The sequence below is a fragment of the Pseudoalteromonas sp. CH_XMU1449-3 genome (assembly GCF_037027245.1).
Classification (GTDB): domain Bacteria; phylum Pseudomonadota; class Gammaproteobacteria; order Enterobacterales; family Alteromonadaceae; genus Pseudoalteromonas; species Pseudoalteromonas shioyasakiensis.
The window spans coordinates 71,394-89,799 of record NZ_JAYMDY010000014.1; the positions used below are offsets into that span (position 1 = coordinate 71,394).

At 41.0% G+C, this 18,406-nt stretch carries 14 protein-coding genes; 6 read left to right on the forward strand and 8 right to left on the reverse strand.

The window, feature by feature from the left end:
- Positions 1 to 20: 20 nt before the first annotated feature.
- From fre to WA256_RS16475, 3 genes are all read right to left on the reverse strand, one after another.
- Complete coding sequence (gene fre, locus WA256_RS16465) at positions 21 to 734, reverse strand: NAD(P)H-flavin reductase (protein ID WP_058585406.1); 714 nt, start codon at positions 732 to 734, stop codon at positions 21 to 23.
- A gap of 87 nt (positions 735 to 821) precedes the next feature.
- A complete protein-coding gene (gene ubiD, locus WA256_RS16470) occupies positions 822 to 2,288 on the reverse strand; it encodes a 4-hydroxy-3-polyprenylbenzoate decarboxylase (protein WP_335992640.1) in 1,467 nt (488 codons plus the stop codon).
- A gap of 82 nt (positions 2,289 to 2,370) precedes the next feature.
- Positions 2,371 to 2,661: an MliC family protein gene (locus WA256_RS16475; RefSeq protein ID WP_251603780.1), complete on the reverse strand. Its 291-nt coding sequence runs from the start codon at positions 2,659 to 2,661 to the stop codon at positions 2,371 to 2,373.
- Positions 2,662 to 2,774: 113 nt separating this feature from the next.
- Between WA256_RS16475 and WA256_RS16480 the strand changes: the two genes are divergently transcribed.
- Positions 2,775 to 3,680: a DUF808 domain-containing protein gene (locus WA256_RS16480; RefSeq protein WP_335992642.1), complete on the forward strand. Its 906-nt coding sequence runs from the start codon at positions 2,775 to 2,777 to the stop codon at positions 3,678 to 3,680.
- A gap of 110 nt (positions 3,681 to 3,790) precedes the next feature.
- Positions 3,791 to 5,752 (forward strand): alpha/beta hydrolase family protein, encoded by a 1,962-nt coding sequence (locus tag WA256_RS16485; protein ID WP_335992644.1) that lies wholly within the window; start codon positions 3,791 to 3,793, stop codon positions 5,750 to 5,752.
- A gap of 277 nt (positions 5,753 to 6,029) precedes the next feature.
- On the opposite strand, the gene WA256_RS16490 is transcribed toward WA256_RS16485, so the two are convergent.
- Positions 6,030 to 6,986: a tetratricopeptide repeat protein gene (locus WA256_RS16490; RefSeq protein ID WP_269408401.1), complete on the reverse strand. Its 957-nt coding sequence runs from the start codon at positions 6,984 to 6,986 to the stop codon at positions 6,030 to 6,032.
- 187 nt (positions 6,987 to 7,173) lie between these two features.
- Here WA256_RS16490 and dbpA point away from each other — a divergent pair, with 187 nt between their 5' ends.
- Positions 7,174 to 8,562: an ATP-dependent RNA helicase DbpA gene (gene dbpA / locus WA256_RS16495; RefSeq protein WP_055199234.1), complete on the forward strand. Its 1,389-nt coding sequence runs from the start codon at positions 7,174 to 7,176 to the stop codon at positions 8,560 to 8,562.
- A 9-nt stretch (positions 8,563 to 8,571) separates the two neighbouring features.
- On the opposite strand, the gene WA256_RS16500 is transcribed toward dbpA, so the two are convergent.
- Positions 8,572 to 9,153, reverse strand: a complete 582-nt coding sequence (locus tag WA256_RS16500; RefSeq protein WP_130166521.1) for a DNA-J related domain-containing protein — start codon at positions 9,151 to 9,153, stop codon at positions 8,572 to 8,574.
- Positions 9,154 to 9,311: 158 nt separating this feature from the next.
- Here WA256_RS16500 and WA256_RS16505 point away from each other — a divergent pair, with 158 nt between their 5' ends.
- A complete protein-coding gene (locus tag WA256_RS16505; protein WP_130166522.1) occupies positions 9,312 to 12,146 on the forward strand; it encodes a tetratricopeptide repeat protein in 2,835 nt (944 codons plus the stop codon).
- Here the strand turns inward: WA256_RS16505 and WA256_RS16510 are convergent.
- The 3 genes from WA256_RS16510 to trxA all read right to left on the reverse strand — a co-directional run bounded on the left by WA256_RS16510 (position 12,119) and on the right by trxA (position 15,301).
- Positions 12,119 to 13,369, reverse strand: coding sequence for a methyl-accepting chemotaxis protein (locus tag WA256_RS16510; protein ID WP_062566227.1), 1,251 nt, complete (start codon positions 13,367 to 13,369; stop codon positions 12,119 to 12,121). The genes WA256_RS16505 and WA256_RS16510 overlap by 28 nt on opposite strands.
- A 165-nt stretch (positions 13,370 to 13,534) precedes the next feature.
- Entirely contained in the window at positions 13,535 to 14,794 is a 1,260-nt protein-coding gene (gene rho, locus WA256_RS16515) for a transcription termination factor Rho (RefSeq protein ID WP_062566226.1), read from the reverse strand.
- 180 nt (positions 14,795 to 14,974) lie between these two features.
- Positions 14,975 to 15,301 (reverse strand): thioredoxin TrxA, encoded by a 327-nt coding sequence (gene trxA, locus WA256_RS16520; protein ID WP_054554679.1) that lies wholly within the window; start codon positions 15,299 to 15,301, stop codon positions 14,975 to 14,977.
- Between the two features lie 90 nt (positions 15,302 to 15,391).
- Between trxA and rhlB the strand changes: the two genes are divergently transcribed.
- The gene (gene rhlB / locus WA256_RS16525; protein ID WP_054554680.1) at positions 15,392 to 16,666 is read left to right on the forward strand and encodes an ATP-dependent RNA helicase RhlB; all 1,275 of its coding nucleotides are present in this window, start codon (positions 15,392 to 15,394) and stop codon (positions 16,664 to 16,666) included.
- Positions 16,667 to 16,714: 48 nt separating this feature from the next.
- On the forward strand, positions 16,715 to 18,208 hold the full coding sequence (gene gppA / locus WA256_RS16530; RefSeq protein WP_062566225.1) for a guanosine-5'-triphosphate,3'-diphosphate diphosphatase: 1,494 nt from the start codon (positions 16,715 to 16,717) through the stop codon (positions 18,206 to 18,208).
- Positions 18,209 to 18,406: the final 198 nt, after the last annotated feature.

Sequence of the window (18,406 nt, forward strand, 5' to 3'; positions counted from 1 at the left end):
AAATAACCGGTATGAGCTAGTTATTTAATGAATGCGAATGCATCGGCGTACATGTTCTCACGTACCGCACCATGATTAATAAAATCATCGCGAACCACGCCAATCATGTCGAAGCGGCCTGCCATGTATATATCGTATGGTTCTAAAGACACGATATCTTCCATAACAGCCTTGTGGACGTAACCGGTTTTGCCAGTCCAGCTTTGCGGTGCATTTTCAACCACAGGAATATATTGGAAATGTGGGTTGCTGTTTGCCCATGCTTGCATTTCATCATGAGCATAAAGTGCAGCTTGCTCACGTACACCCCAGTAAAATAATACAGGACGCTCACAGCCAATTTCAGCAAGGTGATCAGCCATTGATTTGGCATAAGAAAAACCTGTACCGCCAGCAAGTAGAATAATTGGGCGCTCACCCTCAACTCGTAACTGTGATACACCTAAGCCCACTTCAACATTAACTTGCTGTTGCTCTGTATGAGCTTGACGTAAATGGTCAAGCGCTTGCATTGCATACGAATCAGCACCCGCGGCACCAATGTGTAGTTCAATCTGTTCAGTTTGCGACGGGCGGCTTGCAATAGAAAAGGCACGCTTATCTTTTTCGCCTAATACTAGTTGCATATATTGGCCTGCCTCGAATGACACAGGTTGCTGTGGTTTCAAAATGACCTTATGTACGTGGTCTGTAAGCGGGCTGATCGCAACAACGTCAGCGAGTAGTGTTTGCATAGTTTACCTTTATAAGCACAGAAGCAAATTCGGTTATGAATCGCACTCATAACCGTTAAATTTTGAGCAGTTTAACATAGACACAGCCTAGAGAATATCTAAGCTGTCCCATAATTCATCAACACGTTCTTTGATTTTTGGATCCATAACAATGGGCTCACCCCATTCACGATCTGTTTCGCCTGGCCATTTATTGGTTGCATCCATGCCCATTTTTGAGCCAAGGCCAGAAACTGGCGATGCAAAATCTAAATAATCAATTGGTGTGTTTTCGATCATCGTCGTATCGCGAGCTGGGTCCATACGCGTGGTAATTGCCCAGATCACGTCGTTCCAATCGCGTGCGTTTACGTCATCATCGCAAACAATCACGAACTTGGTATACATGAATTGACGTAAGAAAGACCACACCCCCATCATCACGCGCTTGGCATGACCAGGATATTGTTTTTTCATCGTGACCACAGCCATACGATAAGAACAGCCTTCAGGTGGTAGGTAAAAATCTACAATTTCAGGGAATTGCTTTTGCAGAATTGGCACGAACACTTCGTTCAAAGCAACCCCGAGTACGGCTGGCTCATCTGGTGGACGGCCTGTGTAAGTGCTGTGATAAATTGGGTTTTCACGGTGTGTAATGTGAGTCACCGTCATCACCGGGAACTCGTCTACTTCGTTATAGTAACCTGTGTGATCGCCATAAGGGCCTTCTGGTGCTGTTTCACCCGGCATAATATAACCTTCAAGTACGAACTCTGCGGTAGCAGGCACTTGTAGGTCATTTGAAATCGATTTAACAACTTCAGTCTTACTACCGCGTAGTAAACCAGCAAATGCATATTCGCTTAGGGTGTCTGGTACTGGTGTTACAGCGCCTAGGATTGTCGCAGGATCGGCACCTAATGCGACAGATACAGGGTAAGGTTCGTCTGGGTGCTCTTTACACCATTCACGAAAATCTAATGCGCCACCGCGGTGCGATAGCCAACGCATAATAATTTTGTTTTTACCCAATAGCTGCTGACGGTAAATGCCTAAGTTTTGGCGCTTTTTATAAGGCCCTTTGGTAACCGTTAGACCCCATGTGATCAAGGGAGCAGCATCACCCGGCCAGCAATGTTGGATAGGCAGCTTAGTTAAGTCAACATCATCGCCTTCAAGTATAACTTGCTGACAAGGCGCTTTTTTTACTTCTTTAGCTGGCATATTCAGTACTTGTTTGAATACTGGGATTTGCCCTAGTGCCTCTTTAATGCCTTTCGGTGGCTCAGGCTCTTTTAGAAAAGCTAATAACTTACCAACTTCGCGCAGTTCACTAACATCATCTTGCCCCATGCCCATTGCAACACGCTTAGGCGTACCAAAAAGGTTGGCAAGAACGGGAATAGTGTGGCCTTTAGGGTTTTCGAATAACAGAGCTGGGCCTTCGGCACGTAAAGTACGGTCGGCAATTTCGGTCATTTCAAGGTAAGGATCAATTTCTTGTTTGATCCGTTTTAATTCACCTTTTTGTTCTAATAACTCGATAAATTCGCGAAGATCTTTGTATTTCATTATAGCCGCTTAAACGCTGAATAAACTGTCGCTATTATACTCAAAACCACTGATTAAGCTAATTTAGCAAACAAAGCTTTTGCTATTGCTGGGTTAAGCTACATTGGTACTTTTTTCCTTTTAAAATCAGCATGGCTTCATCGCCTTTAGACCAAAACAGCACATTATCGGCACTGTATTTAACCCCTGAGCCGCTTACTTGGCGATTAAGTAAAAATTCAGAGTCCTTAAATGTCAGTCTTGCTTCCTCATCACTGTATTCAACAATACTGGCGCTAAGGGTTTCATCGCACAGATAATTGCTTGGTGCACTTTGCTCAGCACACGCGCACAAGGTAACTAAAGCGAGCCCTGAGAGAAGTGGTTTAATCATAGAAACACCTCTATTTTTGAATGAGCTATAAGCCTAACAAAGAAAAATTAACCGTTGGTGAAAATGGCAGGATAAGTTATGTTGATAGTGTATTTAATGGGCAAGGAACCACCATGGCAGGCACTAATTTACTAACCTTACTTGATGATATTACAACACTTTTAGACGATATTGCGACGATGAGTAAAGTCGCAACAAAAAAAACAGCAGGGGTGTTAGGTGATGACCTAGCTCTTAATGCTCAGCAAGTCACAGGGGTAACTGCCGATAGAGAGTTGCCTGTAGTTTGGGCTGTGGCAAAAGGCTCGTTTATTAACAAAGCCATCTTAGTGCCCGCAGCGTTATTGATTAGTGTTTGGTTGCCTTGGTTAATTACTCCGCTGTTAATGGTTGGCGGGCTGTTTTTGTGCTTTGAAGGTGCAGAGAAAATTATCGAAAAGCTGTTTGGTCATGCTCAACAAGAAGATGAAACACTGGCTGAACAACAAGACTTACAAGAATACGAAAAGCAAAAAGTGAAAGGGGCGATCCGCACTGATTTTATCCTTTCTGCAGAAATTATCGTGATAACGCTAGGCACGGTTGCTGGCGCAACACTGGTGAATCAAGCTTTAGTGCTTAGTGTAATAGCAATTATTATGACCATTGGCGTGTATGGGTTAGTTGCAGGCATTGTTAAACTAGATGATGCTGGCTTGTATTTACTGCAAAAAGCGCAGCAAAGTGGCGGTAAGTTTAAAGAGCTAGTAGGTAAGTTTTTACTTGTTGCAGCACCTAAGTTAATGCGCTTTTTAGCCTTTGCAGGAACGGTTGCTATGTTTTTAGTTGGCGGAGGCATATTGGTACATGGGATCCCCGTTTTACATCACGCCCAGCAAGGTAGCACTGAGTTTGTTACGGATTTAGTTGGTAAAACGGGTGAGCTGGCTACGCCGATTATATTTGATGGTTTATTAGGCGTTGTTGCCGGGGTTATCGTTGTGTTAGTGGTTGAACTTTGGCACAAAATTCGTCGCTAAATAGCATCCATTATTGGGTTGTTTTGTTAAATTTTTGTAGCAAATATAGGGTCTTTGCTTTATTATTGCTCAGCTAAAAATAACAATTAAATCGTTAAATGGAGTTAATCATGTCTCGATATCTCACTTTTGTGCTGGGACTAGCGTTATTTACGCTATCATTTACCAGCTTCGCTAAACCTGCAAAATTATCAGTAGAAGACTTTAGTAAAGGTAATGACTTTAGTCGTGTAACTATCTCCCCTGATGGCAACTACGTCGCAGCTATAAAAAAACACGAAGGTAAAAATTCACTCATCATTGTTGATACAACCAAGTTTGCAGTAACCCATGCGGTTGCTTTTCCGGGTAATGCACAGGTTGGCGAATACCATTGGGTTAACAATGAACGAGTTATTCTTGAAAAAGAGTATTTAAAAGGTTGGCAAGATACCCCTATTTATTATGGTGAGTTATTTGCCGTGAACGTCGATGGTAGCCGTGGCGCATACGTAATTGGTTATCATGGTGAACAGCAAACTGGTACTCGGTTAAAAAAACAAACACCAGTTCAAGGAACGTCATACCTTTTAGATCCCTTACTTCATGATGATAAAAAAGTTTTGGTTGTCACATACCCGTGGACTGCAACCAATGAACCAACTACCGTTGTATATGAAGTCGATGTTTATCGCGGCCTTCGTACTTTAATTACTCGTTCACCAGCACCTATGGGTGAGTTTCTAACAGACCATGATGGTAACGTCCGTATCGCTGAATCGAGTGACGATTACCTCAATGCGACACTTCATGTTCGAGAGCCTGAGGGTGGCTTTTGGAAAGAGCTTGATTTAGAAGGTATTGATTACACCGATATTTCATTAAAGGCATTTGATAAATCAGGTGAGTCTGTATATGCCACTGCATCAAAGGGTGGTGAAGCTGAGAGCGTTATTAAAATTAACCTAAAAACCAAAGAAGTGACGAAAATCTTCCAAGATAAGCATGTGTCACCATCACATATTTGGGTTGATGAAGTTACTAAAGAGTTATTTGCAATAGAAACGGAGGCTGACTACCCAAGCTACTCTTTTGTTGATAGTAACTCAGTAAAGTCTCAGCGTCTTAAAGATATGTTAGGTGCATTGCCTGGTAGTCAAGTGCAGCTAGTCAGCAGTACAGAAGATGATTCAAAAAATATTATTTTCGCATCGAGCGATATAAACCCTGGGCAATATTATCTATATGACGCGAATACCAATAAATTACGAGCGTTATTCTCTGCGCGTGGCTGGATAAACCAAAATGATATGGCGCAAACCACACCACTGCGTTTTAAAAGCCGCGATGGTTTAACAATTCTTGCTTATTTAACTGTGCCAAATGGCAAAGCTGAGAAAAACTTACCTTTGGTTGTTATGCCACATGGTGGTCCTTACCAAGCAAGAGATTATTGGGGTTACGACCCTGAAGCGCAAATGCTAGCTAATAGAGGTATGGCAGTGCTAAAGGTGAATTTTCGTGGCTCACCAGGTTTTGGACAGAATTTTAGAGAAGCTGGCTATCGCCAGTGGGGACAAAATATTCAACACGACATTATTGATGGTGTGAAACTATTAATTAATGACGGCACAGTTGATAAAGATAATATTTGTATTATGGGAGCCAGCTTCGGTGGTTACTCAGCACTACAAAGCGCGATTATCGAGCCGGATATGTTCAAGTGTGCAATAGGCCTGATGGGGGTTTACGACTTGCCTCTTATGTATGAAGAAGGTGATACGCAAACCCGAAGCTATGGTGTTAATTACCTTAAAACAGTGATTGGTACTGATGAAGCCGAGTTAAAAGCATTCTCACCTGCTTATAATGTCGATAAGCTAAAAGCACCTGTTCTTATTGTGCATGGTGGTGAAGACGAACGTGCGCCAATTGAGCAAGCAGAATCATTAGAAGCAGCATTGAAAAAAGCTAAGCACCCATATGAAATCACTATTCTAGATGATGAAGGCCACGGTTTTTATAAAGAAGAGCACCGTACTCTTTACTATAAAAAAGTATTGGCTTTTTTAGATGAACATTTAAAGCTTTAAAGAAAAGTGCCGGCGAGCAAGCTCGCCGGCAAGGATTTAGCACGGGAACGTAAGCGTGCTAGTGTGCAAGGTCTTCCTTCAAGTTATACAAACTCAAAAGATGATTCTTTCATCAGGCTGCGTAATCTCAAAAGCAGAGCAGGGAGAGTAACTCGGCTTTAAAAGAGTATAAATATTACGTCAGCATAAAAATGTTATAACATAACAAATCCAAAGTAAATAGTGAGAACCATATAATTAGGCTGGTTTCGTATGTGTGATATTTATGGGTAATAGATTATTGAGTATTCAATTTACTACAATCGTAACTCAAGCATAGCTCTGCGAGCTCAATCTTTGCTTTAGGATTCCCTTGTAAGGTAGCTTTGTTGAGCCAGTAAGCTGCTTTTTCGTTATTCACTTCTGTCCCTTGGCCATCACGATACATCTGACCCAAGTTTAATTGCCCCCATGCATAACCATCTTCCGCAGACAGAGTAAAACTTTTCAGCGCTTCCTCGTATAAGCCATCTTTGAAGTAAGTAATCCCTTCCTGATTATGTTTATCGAGCTTAACGCCCGTATATAAAGGCTTAGGTCTAGGCGGGTGCATAACAAAACCACCAAATAAACTATAAAGCTCAGGTCGCATAATTTTATAAATGCTGCCTTCATCATAAAGCTGCTTTATTTGTGACTTACTGAAAGTCAGGGTTTTACTAGAAAAGTAATCATCTTGAACTAGCATGCTGGTACGCATCGCAATCTCGATGTCTTTGTTGTACTTGTAAGCGTAGTTAGCAACTCTAAAAGTCATGTTCTTGTCATCAAATTCAACGAGCTGAGCTACTTTTAAGTTGTTAATACGTTTTGGTTTGCCAGTAAACTTATCTGAATAGACAAAATAGGTATCAAATAACTTTGGCTCGTTTAAGTAATTTTGCTCATTTTCAGTTTGTTCATTCGCACCGATTAATGCATTTGTTAATAGGTAAACGATAATGAATAGGCCAATAAAGTATTTTATAAACGACGCTAACTCTAAGGCGGGCAATGAATACCAAGGTGCAGGAGTAACATAGCCACAGTCATCACATTGTCTTTGATAATTAATAGAAAGTGGCATGATGGGCAAAATAGCAAAGCGCAAAACTTTACTGTGATTGCTTAAAGAATAATGTTCACTATGACAGTGAGGGCACGTTTTTTGTTTTTTATAGAAAACATCAGCTGCAGCGGTATTAAATAGAAGCATAGTTTCTTCCTGAAGGTTGCTATCAATAAACTAGAACAAATGCAGAGAGTTAGAAAGCAGCAAACTGTAAGCAAATATGAATTAAATATGCTGAACAGTGTTTTCGTTTAGAGAAACAGCACATTCTCTGCTATGATCCACAGCATCTTCGAGGATGTCCCTCAATTATCAAGTTTGGAATATTACTGTGACTGCTACTGCTTTTTCATCTTTGGCTTTGCCGCGAGAGTTAACCGATAACTTATCAACTTTAGGTTATACGCAAATGACGCCAGTGCAAGCGCAAAGTTTGCCAGTGATCTTGCAAGGCAAAGATATTATTGCCCAAGCCAAAACGGGGTCGGGTAAAACGGCTGCATTTAGTTTAGGTGTGCTGGCTAAGTTAAATGTGAAACGCTTTCGTATTCAGTCTCTCATTTTATGTCCAACCCGAGAGTTAGCAGAGCAAGTAGCTGAAGAAGTTCGTAAGCTTGCCCGTGGTATTCATAACATTAAAGTTTTAACTTTATGTGGCGGTGTCTCTATTGGTCCACAAATTGGCTCATTAGAACATGGCGCACATATCATAGTTGGTACTCCTGGTCGTGTTGATGACCATATTCGCAAAGGCACATTGCGTTTAGATGATGTTGAGACCCTAGTGTTAGACGAAGCTGATCAAATGTTAGATATGGGTTTTCAGGATACCCTTGATGCTATTGTTGAGTGCATTCCTAACCAACGCCAAACATTATTGTTTAGTGCGACTTATCCAAAATCAATTGCTGCGATAGCTGAGCGAGTGCTTAGCAACCCAGAAATGATTAAGGTAGAAGAAGAGCAAACAAAAAGCACAATCAAGCAATACTTTTACAAGCTAGATAATAATAAACAGCGCTTTAATACATTGAAGCTGTTGTTATTGAAGTTCCAACCAGAAAGCTGTGTGGTTTTTTGTAACACCAAGGTTGAAACACAACAGATTTGTGATGATCTTTATGCTGAAGGGTTTAGTGCTGTTGCTTTACATGGTGATTTAGACCAACGTGAACGTGAGCGTACTTTAATCCGCTTTGCTAATAAAAGCGCCTGTATTCTTGTTGCAACGGATGTTGCCGCGCGTGGCTTAGATATCAACGATATGGACATGGTAGTGAATTACCACCTAGCGCATGACCCACAAACCCATGTGCACCGTGTTGGTCGTACTGGTCGAGCAGGTAAAAAGGGTATTGCATGTTCTATTTATGGTGAAGCTGAGCAATTTAAAGTGGCACAAATTGGCGACCACTACGAGCGCGACTTTGACCCTGAACCAATTCCGCCATTTAGCTTGCTAGAAAAACCCGCTTATAAGCCAACCATGGCAACCATTATGATTGATGCTGGCAAGAAGCAAAAAATTCGTGCTGGTGATATTTTAGGTGCATTAACTGGTAAAGAGGGAATTGCCGGTCATCAGGTAGGTAAAATTAACGTACTTGATAATGTGGCCTTTATTGCTGTGGAGCGAGCTGCTGCAAAACCTGCATTACGTAAATTGACTGAAGGTAATATTAAAAAGCGCAAGATCCGTGCGCGACGTTTGAGCAGATAAATTGTTGAGTTATGAGCAGCTTGCTTTAAGTTGCTCATATTCGAGTTGTATTTTCTTAAACTCAATTGCACAGCCTTGGCGGTCTGGGTGGTGTTTTAGCGCCAGTTGTCGCCAACGCTTTTGTAACTGTTTTTCCGAAAAATCAGTAGGTAGCTGCCACGCTTTTAGTAATTGTAATAGCTGCTGCTGAGGTAATGAATGAATGGCTTTTTTTGAGCTAAATGATGAAAAGCGCTGCCAAAAATCAGTTAACAACGCATCTATTTCATCGCTCGTTGTATCAAAGTTTTGCCAATCTAAATAGTAATCCCGTAGTGGATCATGACTTTCTAATGCGTTACCCGTTTGCTTACTAACAAGTTCAATGTGAAGTGACGCAATCTGTAGCTGTTGCTCAGGTGCAAGTTGTGCTTGTAGTTGATAAAGACCATTCATAACTAAAAAGTTGCGTTTAAACAGATCTTTTTGTGGGTCATTGTCTAATTGCTCTATTTTTCCTGATTCACTAAGTGCGCTGGCAAGCGTATGAACCTTCCAAATAGGCTGTTCCAAAAGAAGGTAAAAAATCTCATCAATCAGTGGGTTAACCATTGTTCGCAAGCCTATCTTTAGTGTAATCTACAGTGGTATACGCTATCACAGCTGCTTTTTTGAAACTACGCTAATGTTTTTAGATACTAGGGAATGCATTTAGCCGAGCTTAAATAACTTCATTTTCAGGCTAAGTTGATTTTAAGGGATTTCGCCATATGTTCACATCACTGCGTGTAAGCTTGCTCACTGCTTTATTGTTCAGCTGTAGTTTGTTTGGTTCGCAGTCTAGCTTTGCATCCACTTCGCTACTTGAGCAATTTAGCCAATCCGAGCAATGGCAAGAAAAGCAACAGCTTGCCAAAAAGCTGCTTAATCAAAATACAACAAATCAAGAACTAAGCCTCGATATATACATGCAGCTTGCCGACTTTGCTTTAGAGAGAGGTAATTTCTCTGCGGCGGTAAAAAACTACCAATTGGCAGAGCAAGCAACTAGTTTTACAGCAACGCCAAATCGCTACTTTCGTAGCCTAAAAATGCAAGGCGTCACTTATTATTATCAAGGTTTGATGCAACAAGCGGTGCTTGCTTATAGCAAGGCATTAAGTGTTGCAGAAAAGCTACCAGAGCCAATTGCCGAAGCAAACTTACTCAGTAATATTGGCCTTGCTTACTTTGACATGTTCAATATGGATCAAGCACTTAAATATTACAAAGAAGCGAAAGAAATATATGAAGAGTATGGTAGCGAGCAAGATAAAGCCGATATTTTACACAATATAGCGGGTATTTATATTCGTTTGTCGAGCTATGATATTGCGCTTGATATGTATAGAGAAACGCTAGAGATTTTCCAAAAATTAGGTGATGAAGATGGCGTCGCTCAGTCGTATGGCAATATGGGAGTGGCTTACTCAGAGCTTGGCCAGTATCAACTTTCTTTACACTACTATCAGCGTGCCTTGCGCTACTACCAAGAAACGAATAACGCTTACTTTCTCTCTTCACGCCACACTAATATCGCTAATGTGTATCTTCGCACCGGTGATTTAGAGCTTGCCTTGAGTCATGCAGAAAAAGCTGTTGAGTTTGCAAAAAAAATTGACAATAAAACATTAGAGCTGGCTGGCTTATTGTCACAAGCAAAAATCGAGTTATTACAAGGAAAGCTCACTGAAGCTGAGGCCACTCTGACTACCTCAGTTTTTATGGCTAAACAATATAAAGATGATTTGAGAGTACAAGACGGCGCCGGAATGATGGCCCTAATTAAGTCCGGTAAGGGTGACTATGCAGCAGCCGTTGCTAGTTTTGATGAGTTTGTTCGTGCTTTCAAAAGCGAGCAAAGCCTAAAATTATTAAAGTCTATGGGTGAGCTGCAAAGCCAAATCCAAGCAAGTCAGCTTAATCAAGAAATTGTTGAATTAAAGCAGCTACAGAATGTGCAAGAGCTCGAAATGTCTAAACAACGTCAGTTGGGCATTATGCTATTTATCTTGTTTGTGATGATAGTGGTGACGGGTATTACTATTTATCGCCGTAATATTGAAAAAGGGGCAAAAGAGCAACTTTCGTTAATGGTTGCTAAACGCACCAAAGAGCTTGAAGAAACCGCAGATCAACTACGCAGCGCTAATGAAATTAAAAGTCAGTTTTTAGCAAATATTAGCCATGAAATTCGTACACCTTTAACTGCAATCCTAGGCCAAACCGATAATCTTATGAATGGTTATTATAAACCAGAGCAGTTAAACGATGAGCTGGCTGTTATTCAAAAACAAAGCGATCACTTAAAAGAGCTGATTAATGACGTACTTGATATCAGTAAAATCGAAGCTAACAAGCTAGAGTTAAGCCTAAAGGAAGGTGATTTAGTTCGATTACTTACTGATGTTCATTCTATGCTTAGTGGTCAAGCTAAAGATAAAGGGCTTAACTTTTCATTTCATAATGAGCTTGGCGAACAGTTTTACAGTCAGCTCGACTTTACCCGCATTAAACAGATTCTTATCAACCTATGTGCTAATGCAATTAAGTTCACTAATCAAGGTGAAGTAGAGTTAAAAGTCTATAAAGTTGAGCAAGGCGTATGGTTTCGTGTAACTGATACCGGTATTGGTATGAACGCTGAGCAGCTTAAGCAAATCTTTGAATGTTTTAGGCAAGGCGACAATAGCATCAGCCGTCGCTTTGGGGGCACCGGGCTTGGTTTAAGCCTATCGCAACAGCTTGCGATGATGATGGGCGGCTATATCAGTGTTGAAAGTGAGCTAAATAAAGGCAGCATATTTTCGTTTTACTTGCCGTGTAAAGAGCATACACCAAGCACGGAAACAGTTGAGCTTGCAAAGTATGTCCAGCCAGCAACAAAAGGCTTGTCTGGAAAAGTGCTACTTGCTGAAGATCATCCCGATAACCGCCGTTTAATTTCTCGTTATTTAGAGTCAATGGGCCTTGAGGTTATTGCGGTAGAAAATGGTGAGCAAGCTGTAGAGCATTGTCTAAAGGAATTCCCTGATGTGGTGCTACTCGATATTCAAATGCCTGTGTTAGATGGCTTAAATGCACTCAAGCTACTACAAGAGTGTGGCTTTACCCAGCCTGTATATGCATTAACTGCCAATGCAATTAGCCACGAAATCGACAGTTACCTTGAAGCTGGTTTTACAGGTTACCTTGCTAAACCGATTGATAAAAAAGTGTTTTACACGCAACTTGCTAAGCATTGCAAAAAAGACAGTGCCACAACTAAGTCCCAGCATGATATGAGTGACTTAGTGGCAAGCTTTATCAATAGCTTTGAGCATGAAAGCGCATTAATACAACAGCACCTTGCAGCTTATGAGTTGTTTAATTTACAGCAGGATGCTCACCGTATAGGTGGCGCGGCTAAAATGTTTGAGTTAGATGACGTTGCGATGAGTGCCATGGCACTTGAGTCGGCGTTAAAGCAAGATAAACTGACTGATTTAACAAGCTTAGTTGCTCAACTACTTGAGCAACTACATAATGCTTCGGTTGATCAAAACAGTTCAATATCACCGTCTTGAATTTTTTCAATTTCTTGATTGGTATCGAAGCGTGAGCGATCGATGCGCTGTTCGTGATCGGTTTCTGGTGGTGTAATATGAAACATCGAAAGCTTATCGTCTAAGGTATGGGCAAGGCGAACCAAGTCTTTACTCGATACAGCTTGTATTTGTGAACTTGAAAGTGCATCGGAATTGAGCTCAACCATTGCATCAATACTGGTTTGTGCTTCATCTGACATTTGGCTTTGCATCGCCACCTGCTCATGAACACTCTCAGAAAACGCATTAATTTCTAGCATCGCTTGTTCAATTTTATTGGTTTCTTTAGTTGATGCCTCAGATAGCTCAACCGTGCGCTCGGTTTCTTTCAGTGCGGTTTGCATTAATTGATATGCTTGCTCTGTACTGTGCTGAATTTTAGCTACCATCTCACGCACTTCTTGTGTTGATTTACTGGTGCGGGCAGCCAGGTTTCTTACTTCATCAGCGACTACCGCAAAGCCACGCCCTTGCTCGCCAGCACGCGCAGCTTCAATAGCAGCATTTAGCGCAAGTAAATTAGTTTGTTCGGCAATACTATTGATAACATCAATAACTGAGCCAATCGCATCACTATCTTGCTTAAGTAAAATAATCTGCTCACTCGTCAGGTTAATATTATCGGCAAGCTTGATAAGACTCGCCTGGCTTTTATCTGTGTCTAAACGGGTTTGTTGTACTGATTTGGTGGCATCAGATACTGAATTAAAAATTTGTTCTAAACTTCTATCTAGCTCTTTCGATACTTCAATGGTGCGGGTAATGGTATCTGCTAAATCAATACCATGAGCATCTTGTATGGTGGCTTTTTGAGTCATCGATGCATAGGTATCACGAAGTGCGTCAGCCATAGGTAATAAGCGGGCAGATGACGAGTATATTTCGCCAAGCATGTGCTCAACCATCGTCAGGCTTGCATTGAGGGCATGACAAGCTTGTGGTAATTGACGATCATTTTCGTCAAAACGGAAAGTGAAATCGATGCCCTTTTCAGAAGTAATCTGCTTAACAAAGTAGCTTAAATGATCTTGTTGCTTTTTATCCGTTGTATAAACAAAAGCAATCAAAGCTAGCCATGGAATGATTACAACAAGTGTAAGCACAGCCATAGCAGTAGTAGAAATATCAAATACAGTAAAACTAGCAATACAACTAAGTAAGCTTACTAAGAATAGAGCTACAGCTACTTTAATGCGAGTCATTGAGGGGGGGTCCTTACCTTTTAATCCTATAATGTATAGAACAAATTTCTATTTATTACCAATAAACTTATTCTGTAAAAGTATAACTTTTAAAGTGTTATGTCCTCAGTTTTACGCAAAAAAAATGCCTGTACTAAACAGGCATTTTTTAAAAACTAGTAATAGTTACTGACGTTTCATTGAGTCAAAGAATTCATCATTGGTTTTGCTCATTGAAAGCTTATCAATTAAGAATTCCATGGCATCAATTTCTGACATCTCATGAACGATCTTACGTAAGATCCACATCTTCTGAAGTTCATCAGGTTTAGTGAGTAACTCTTCGCGACGCGTACCTGAGCGGTTAAAATCAATCGCTGGGAATACACGCTTTTCAGCAATCTTACGATTTAAGTGTAATTCCATGTTACCAGTACCTTTGAACTCTTCGTAGATAACTTCGTCCATCTTCGAACCAGTATCGATAAGAGCCGTTGCGATAATTGTTAAGCTACCGCCTTCTTCTACGTTACGAGCTGCACCAAAGAAACGCTTAGGTTTGTGTAATGCGTTTGCATCAACACCACCAGTTAATACCTTACCAGATGAAGGGATAACCGTATTGTAGGCACGGGCAAGACGTGTGATTGAATCAAGTAAGATAACCACGTCTTTTTTGTGCTCAACTAGGCGCTTCGCTTTTTCAATTACCATTTCAGCAACTTGAACGTGACGGCTTGCCGGCTCATCAAACGTTGATGCAATTACTTCACCTTTAACAAGACGCTGCATTTCTGTAACTTCTTCTGGACGCTCGTCGATTAGAAGAACCATAAGCTCACAATCAGGCTGGTTATAGCTGATTGATTGCGCAATGTTTTGCAGGAGCATCGTTTTACCCGCTTTTGGCGGAGCAACGATAAGCGCACGCTGGCCTTTACCAATTGGTGAGGCTAAATCAAGTACACGTGCTGTGATGTCTTCTGTACTACCGTTACCACGCTCCATACGTAAACGTTCGTTTGCGTGTAGTGGGGTAAGGTTTTCAAATAGGATTTTTGTGCGAGAATTTTCAGGTTTGTCGAAGTTTACTTCATTTACTTTTAATAGTGCGAAGTAACGTTCACCGTCTTTAGGTGGACGAATAAGGCCTGAAATTGAGTCACCAGTACGCATGCTGAATCGACGGATTTGACTCGGTGATACATAAATATCATCTGGACCGGCTAAGTAAGATGCTTCTGATGATCTTAAGAAACCAAAACCATCTTGTAAGATCTCTAGTACACCGCCGCCATAGATGTTTTCACCGCTTTTAGCGTGCGCTTTAAGGATGGCGAAAATAATGTCTTGTTTTCTTAAACGGGCTACGTTTTCGAGCCCCATGGACTCAGCTAAGTTTACAAGCTCTTTGATAGACTTGTCTTTTAATTCGCGTAAATGCATATTGGTGGGTTCTTTATTACAATTGTCATACTCAAAATCATCGTTTGATACATGAGTGAGGTTTGTTGGTATAACTAAGGATTAGTTGGCTTTATAAACTAGCAGGTCACTAGCAAGGCGTCCAGTCTTTAAACAAAATAAAGCTAAAAAAAGGGCAAAAAGCCCTTTTTTATATTTTCATTAGATGTTGTTTTCTAAAAACTCTACTAATTGAGTTTTAGAAAGTGCCCCAACTTTAGTTGCTGCAACTTGACCATCTTTGAAAAGAAGTAATGTAGGGATACCACGGATACCAAACTTTGGTGGTGTGCCTGCATTTTGGTCGATGTTAAGTTTACCAACGGTAACTCGGCCATCAAACTCGCCAGCTACTTCGTCAAGAATAGGGGCGATCATTTTACAAGGTCCGCACCATTCAGCCCAAAAATCAACAAGTACAGGTTTGTCTGATTGTAGTACGTCAGCTTCAAAGCTATCGTCAGTTAATTGAATAATTTTCTCGCTCATTGCGATCTCCGATTAGTTAGGCGAAATATTTAATGCGTATTTAAACACTCTTGTTTCTTATTGCAAGTTTAAACGTTATGCTTAAACGCTATGACTAAGACACATTTGACCGATAAAAAGTTTTCAGACTTTGCTATCGCACCGGAAGTGGTTGCCGGTTTAACCGAAAATGGGTTTGAATATTGCACACCCATTCAAGCTAAATGCCTACCTTTTATTTGTGAAGGCCGCGATATTGCGGGCCAAGCGCAAACAGGTACGGGCAAAACGTTGGCGTTTTTAACTGCCACGTGCCATCGGTTATTACAATCTAGCAAAGCATCTAGTAAACATCCAAGAGCCCTGATCATGGCCCCAACAAGGGAGCTGGCGATTCAGATACACAAAGATGCAAAAATTTTAGCGCCACACTGTAATCTTAACTTAGGATTAGTATATGGTGGCGAAGATTACGAAAAACAACGTGCACAACTAGAAAAAGGCGTTGATATTTTAATTGGTACTACTGGACGCCTAATCGATTTATATAAACAGGGCTGTTATACCCTCAATGAAATCGAGGTTGTAGTACTTGATGAAGCAGATCGTATGTTCGATTTAGGCTTTATAAAAGATATTCGTTATATGTTTAGACGTATGCCAGAAACCTCTGAGCGACTAAACCTATTATTTTCTGCAACCTTGTCATATCGTGTGCAGGAATTAGCGTTTGAACATATGACTAACCCAGAGCACGTACAAGTTGAACCTGATGTAAAAACAGGTAAGCGTATTCAAGAAGAGCTATTCCATCCATCACAAGATGACAAAATTAAGTTACTGTTAACTTTAATTGAAGAAGAATGGCCAGATAAAGCGATTGTGTTTGCAAATACGAAACACAGTTGTGAAAATGTTTATGCATGGATGAAAGCCGATGGTCACCGAGTTGGATTATTAACCGGTGATGTAAACCAGAAAAAGCGTCAATCAATTTTGGCTCAATTTACCAAAGGCGATTTAGACTTTTTAGTAGCAACAGACGTTGCAGCTCGTGGTTTACATATCCCAGAAGTAAGTCATGTATTTAATTTTGATTTGCCAGATGATTGTGAAGACTATGTACACCGTATTGGTCGTACCGGACGTGCTGGTGCATCAGGACACGCTATTAGCTTTGCCTGTGAACAGTATGCCTATAATCTCCACGAAATTGAGCAATATATAGAACACAGCATTCCATTATCACATTATGATAAAAGTGCATTGCTTGATGATTTAACTAAGCCTACTATTCAGAAAAAGCGGAACTATTCTACAGGCCCACGTAATCGTAATAACAACGGACGTCGACCAAATAATAGTTACCAGAAATCACGGTCGTAATAAACGACCGTTGTTGAAGACTTAGTAGTAACTAGAGGTTTTTGAACGGTGGGGCAACTTCAACCGCAAAAAAATGTGTATGCAGTAATCGACTTAGGATCAAATAGCTTTCATATGCTGATCGCTAAATCGATTGCTGGCGGTCTACAAACGATCGGTCGAGTCAAACGTAAAGTAAGGCTTGCTGCAGGGCTTGATGAAAACAACGTCCTTAGCACTGAAGCCATGCAACGAGGTTGGGAATGCCTAGCCTTGTTTGCTGAACGTCTGCAAGACATACCACAGAAAAACATCACAATTGTTGCGACCGCAACTTTACGTCTTGCTAGCAATGCTGATGTATTCAAGCATAAAGCTGAACAGATCCTTGGTCATAAAATCAATGTTATCAGCGGTGAGCTAGAAGCTAAGACAATCTATAAAGGCGTGGCGCACACCTCAGCTTGCAGCGGTAAACAACTGGTTATCGATATTGGCGGAGCCAGTACCGAAGTTGTTATCGGTCAGGGCTTTGATGCACTTCATTATAAAAGCCTGCATATGGGCTGTGTTACCTTCCTAGAACGCTACTTCAAAGATCAAAAGCTCAGTAACGAAAACTTTGCTGCTGCAATTAAAGCTGCAAGTGAAGTGGTTGCAGAAATTGTCGATGAATACCAAGCAACCGGATGGCAAATTGCGAGCGGTGCGTCAGGCACAGTGCAAGCGATTCAAGAGATAATGGTTGCACAAAACCAAGATGAGCTTTTAACGCTTGATAAACTTATCGCTATTAAAGAGCAATCAGTGCAATTTGAAACGATTGCTGATCTTGAGCTTCCAGGCTTGAGTGAAGAGCGTCGTCTAGTGTTTGTTTCTGGCCTCGCTATATTGATCGCCTTGTTTGAATCTCTAGATATAAAACAAATGGGTCTTGCTCGCGGTGCATTGCGTGAAGGTGTTTTATATAGCATGGTGCCAGAGCTTCATAACCACGACATCCGCAAGCGTACAGTTGATGGTTTAATGAATCGCTATCATGTAGATCAAAAACAGGCTTGTCGGGTTGCGCAACTTGCAGAGCAGTTGGCAAAAAGCGTGATGGGGCAATGGCAATCAATCGATGAAAATGCAATTGCATTGCTAAGAACAGTAGCAAAATTGCACGAGATTGGCTTACTAATAGAGTACAAGCTTTATCATAAGCACACAGCTTACATTATAGAAAACACTGATATGCCAGGTTTCTCGCAATCTGAGCATAAACTAATTACCGCTGTTGCTTGTGAGCATCGCGCTGATCTTGTTAAAAACAGTTTTGCTCACTTGGGCTGTCATCAAGTACTCGCTGAATGCTTAACAAGGGTAGTGCGGATCGCTGTGATCTTATCAATGCGTCGCCAAGATGATGTACTACCAGCGATTGATCTCAGTGTTAATGAAAACACCCTCACACTGACATTTGATGGTGATTGGTTAAAATATCACCCATTAATGGCCAGTGAACTGCAACTAGAGTCCAAGCTACAAGCAAAAGTAGGTTGGAAGCTCATAGTAAAATAACGTTAAAAGGCCCTTTAGGGCCTTTTTTAGTGCTATTTTTACCCGTTTCGTTCGTAATTTGCGCGAACAGTCATTTTTTTCATAAAAACTTCAAAAAACAGTTGATCTCAATTCGGATCTCCCTATAATGCGCATCCACCGACACGGCGGACTGCTTACAAAAAAGCAAAACGACGAGTTGGTTGAGTCAAGTAAGAC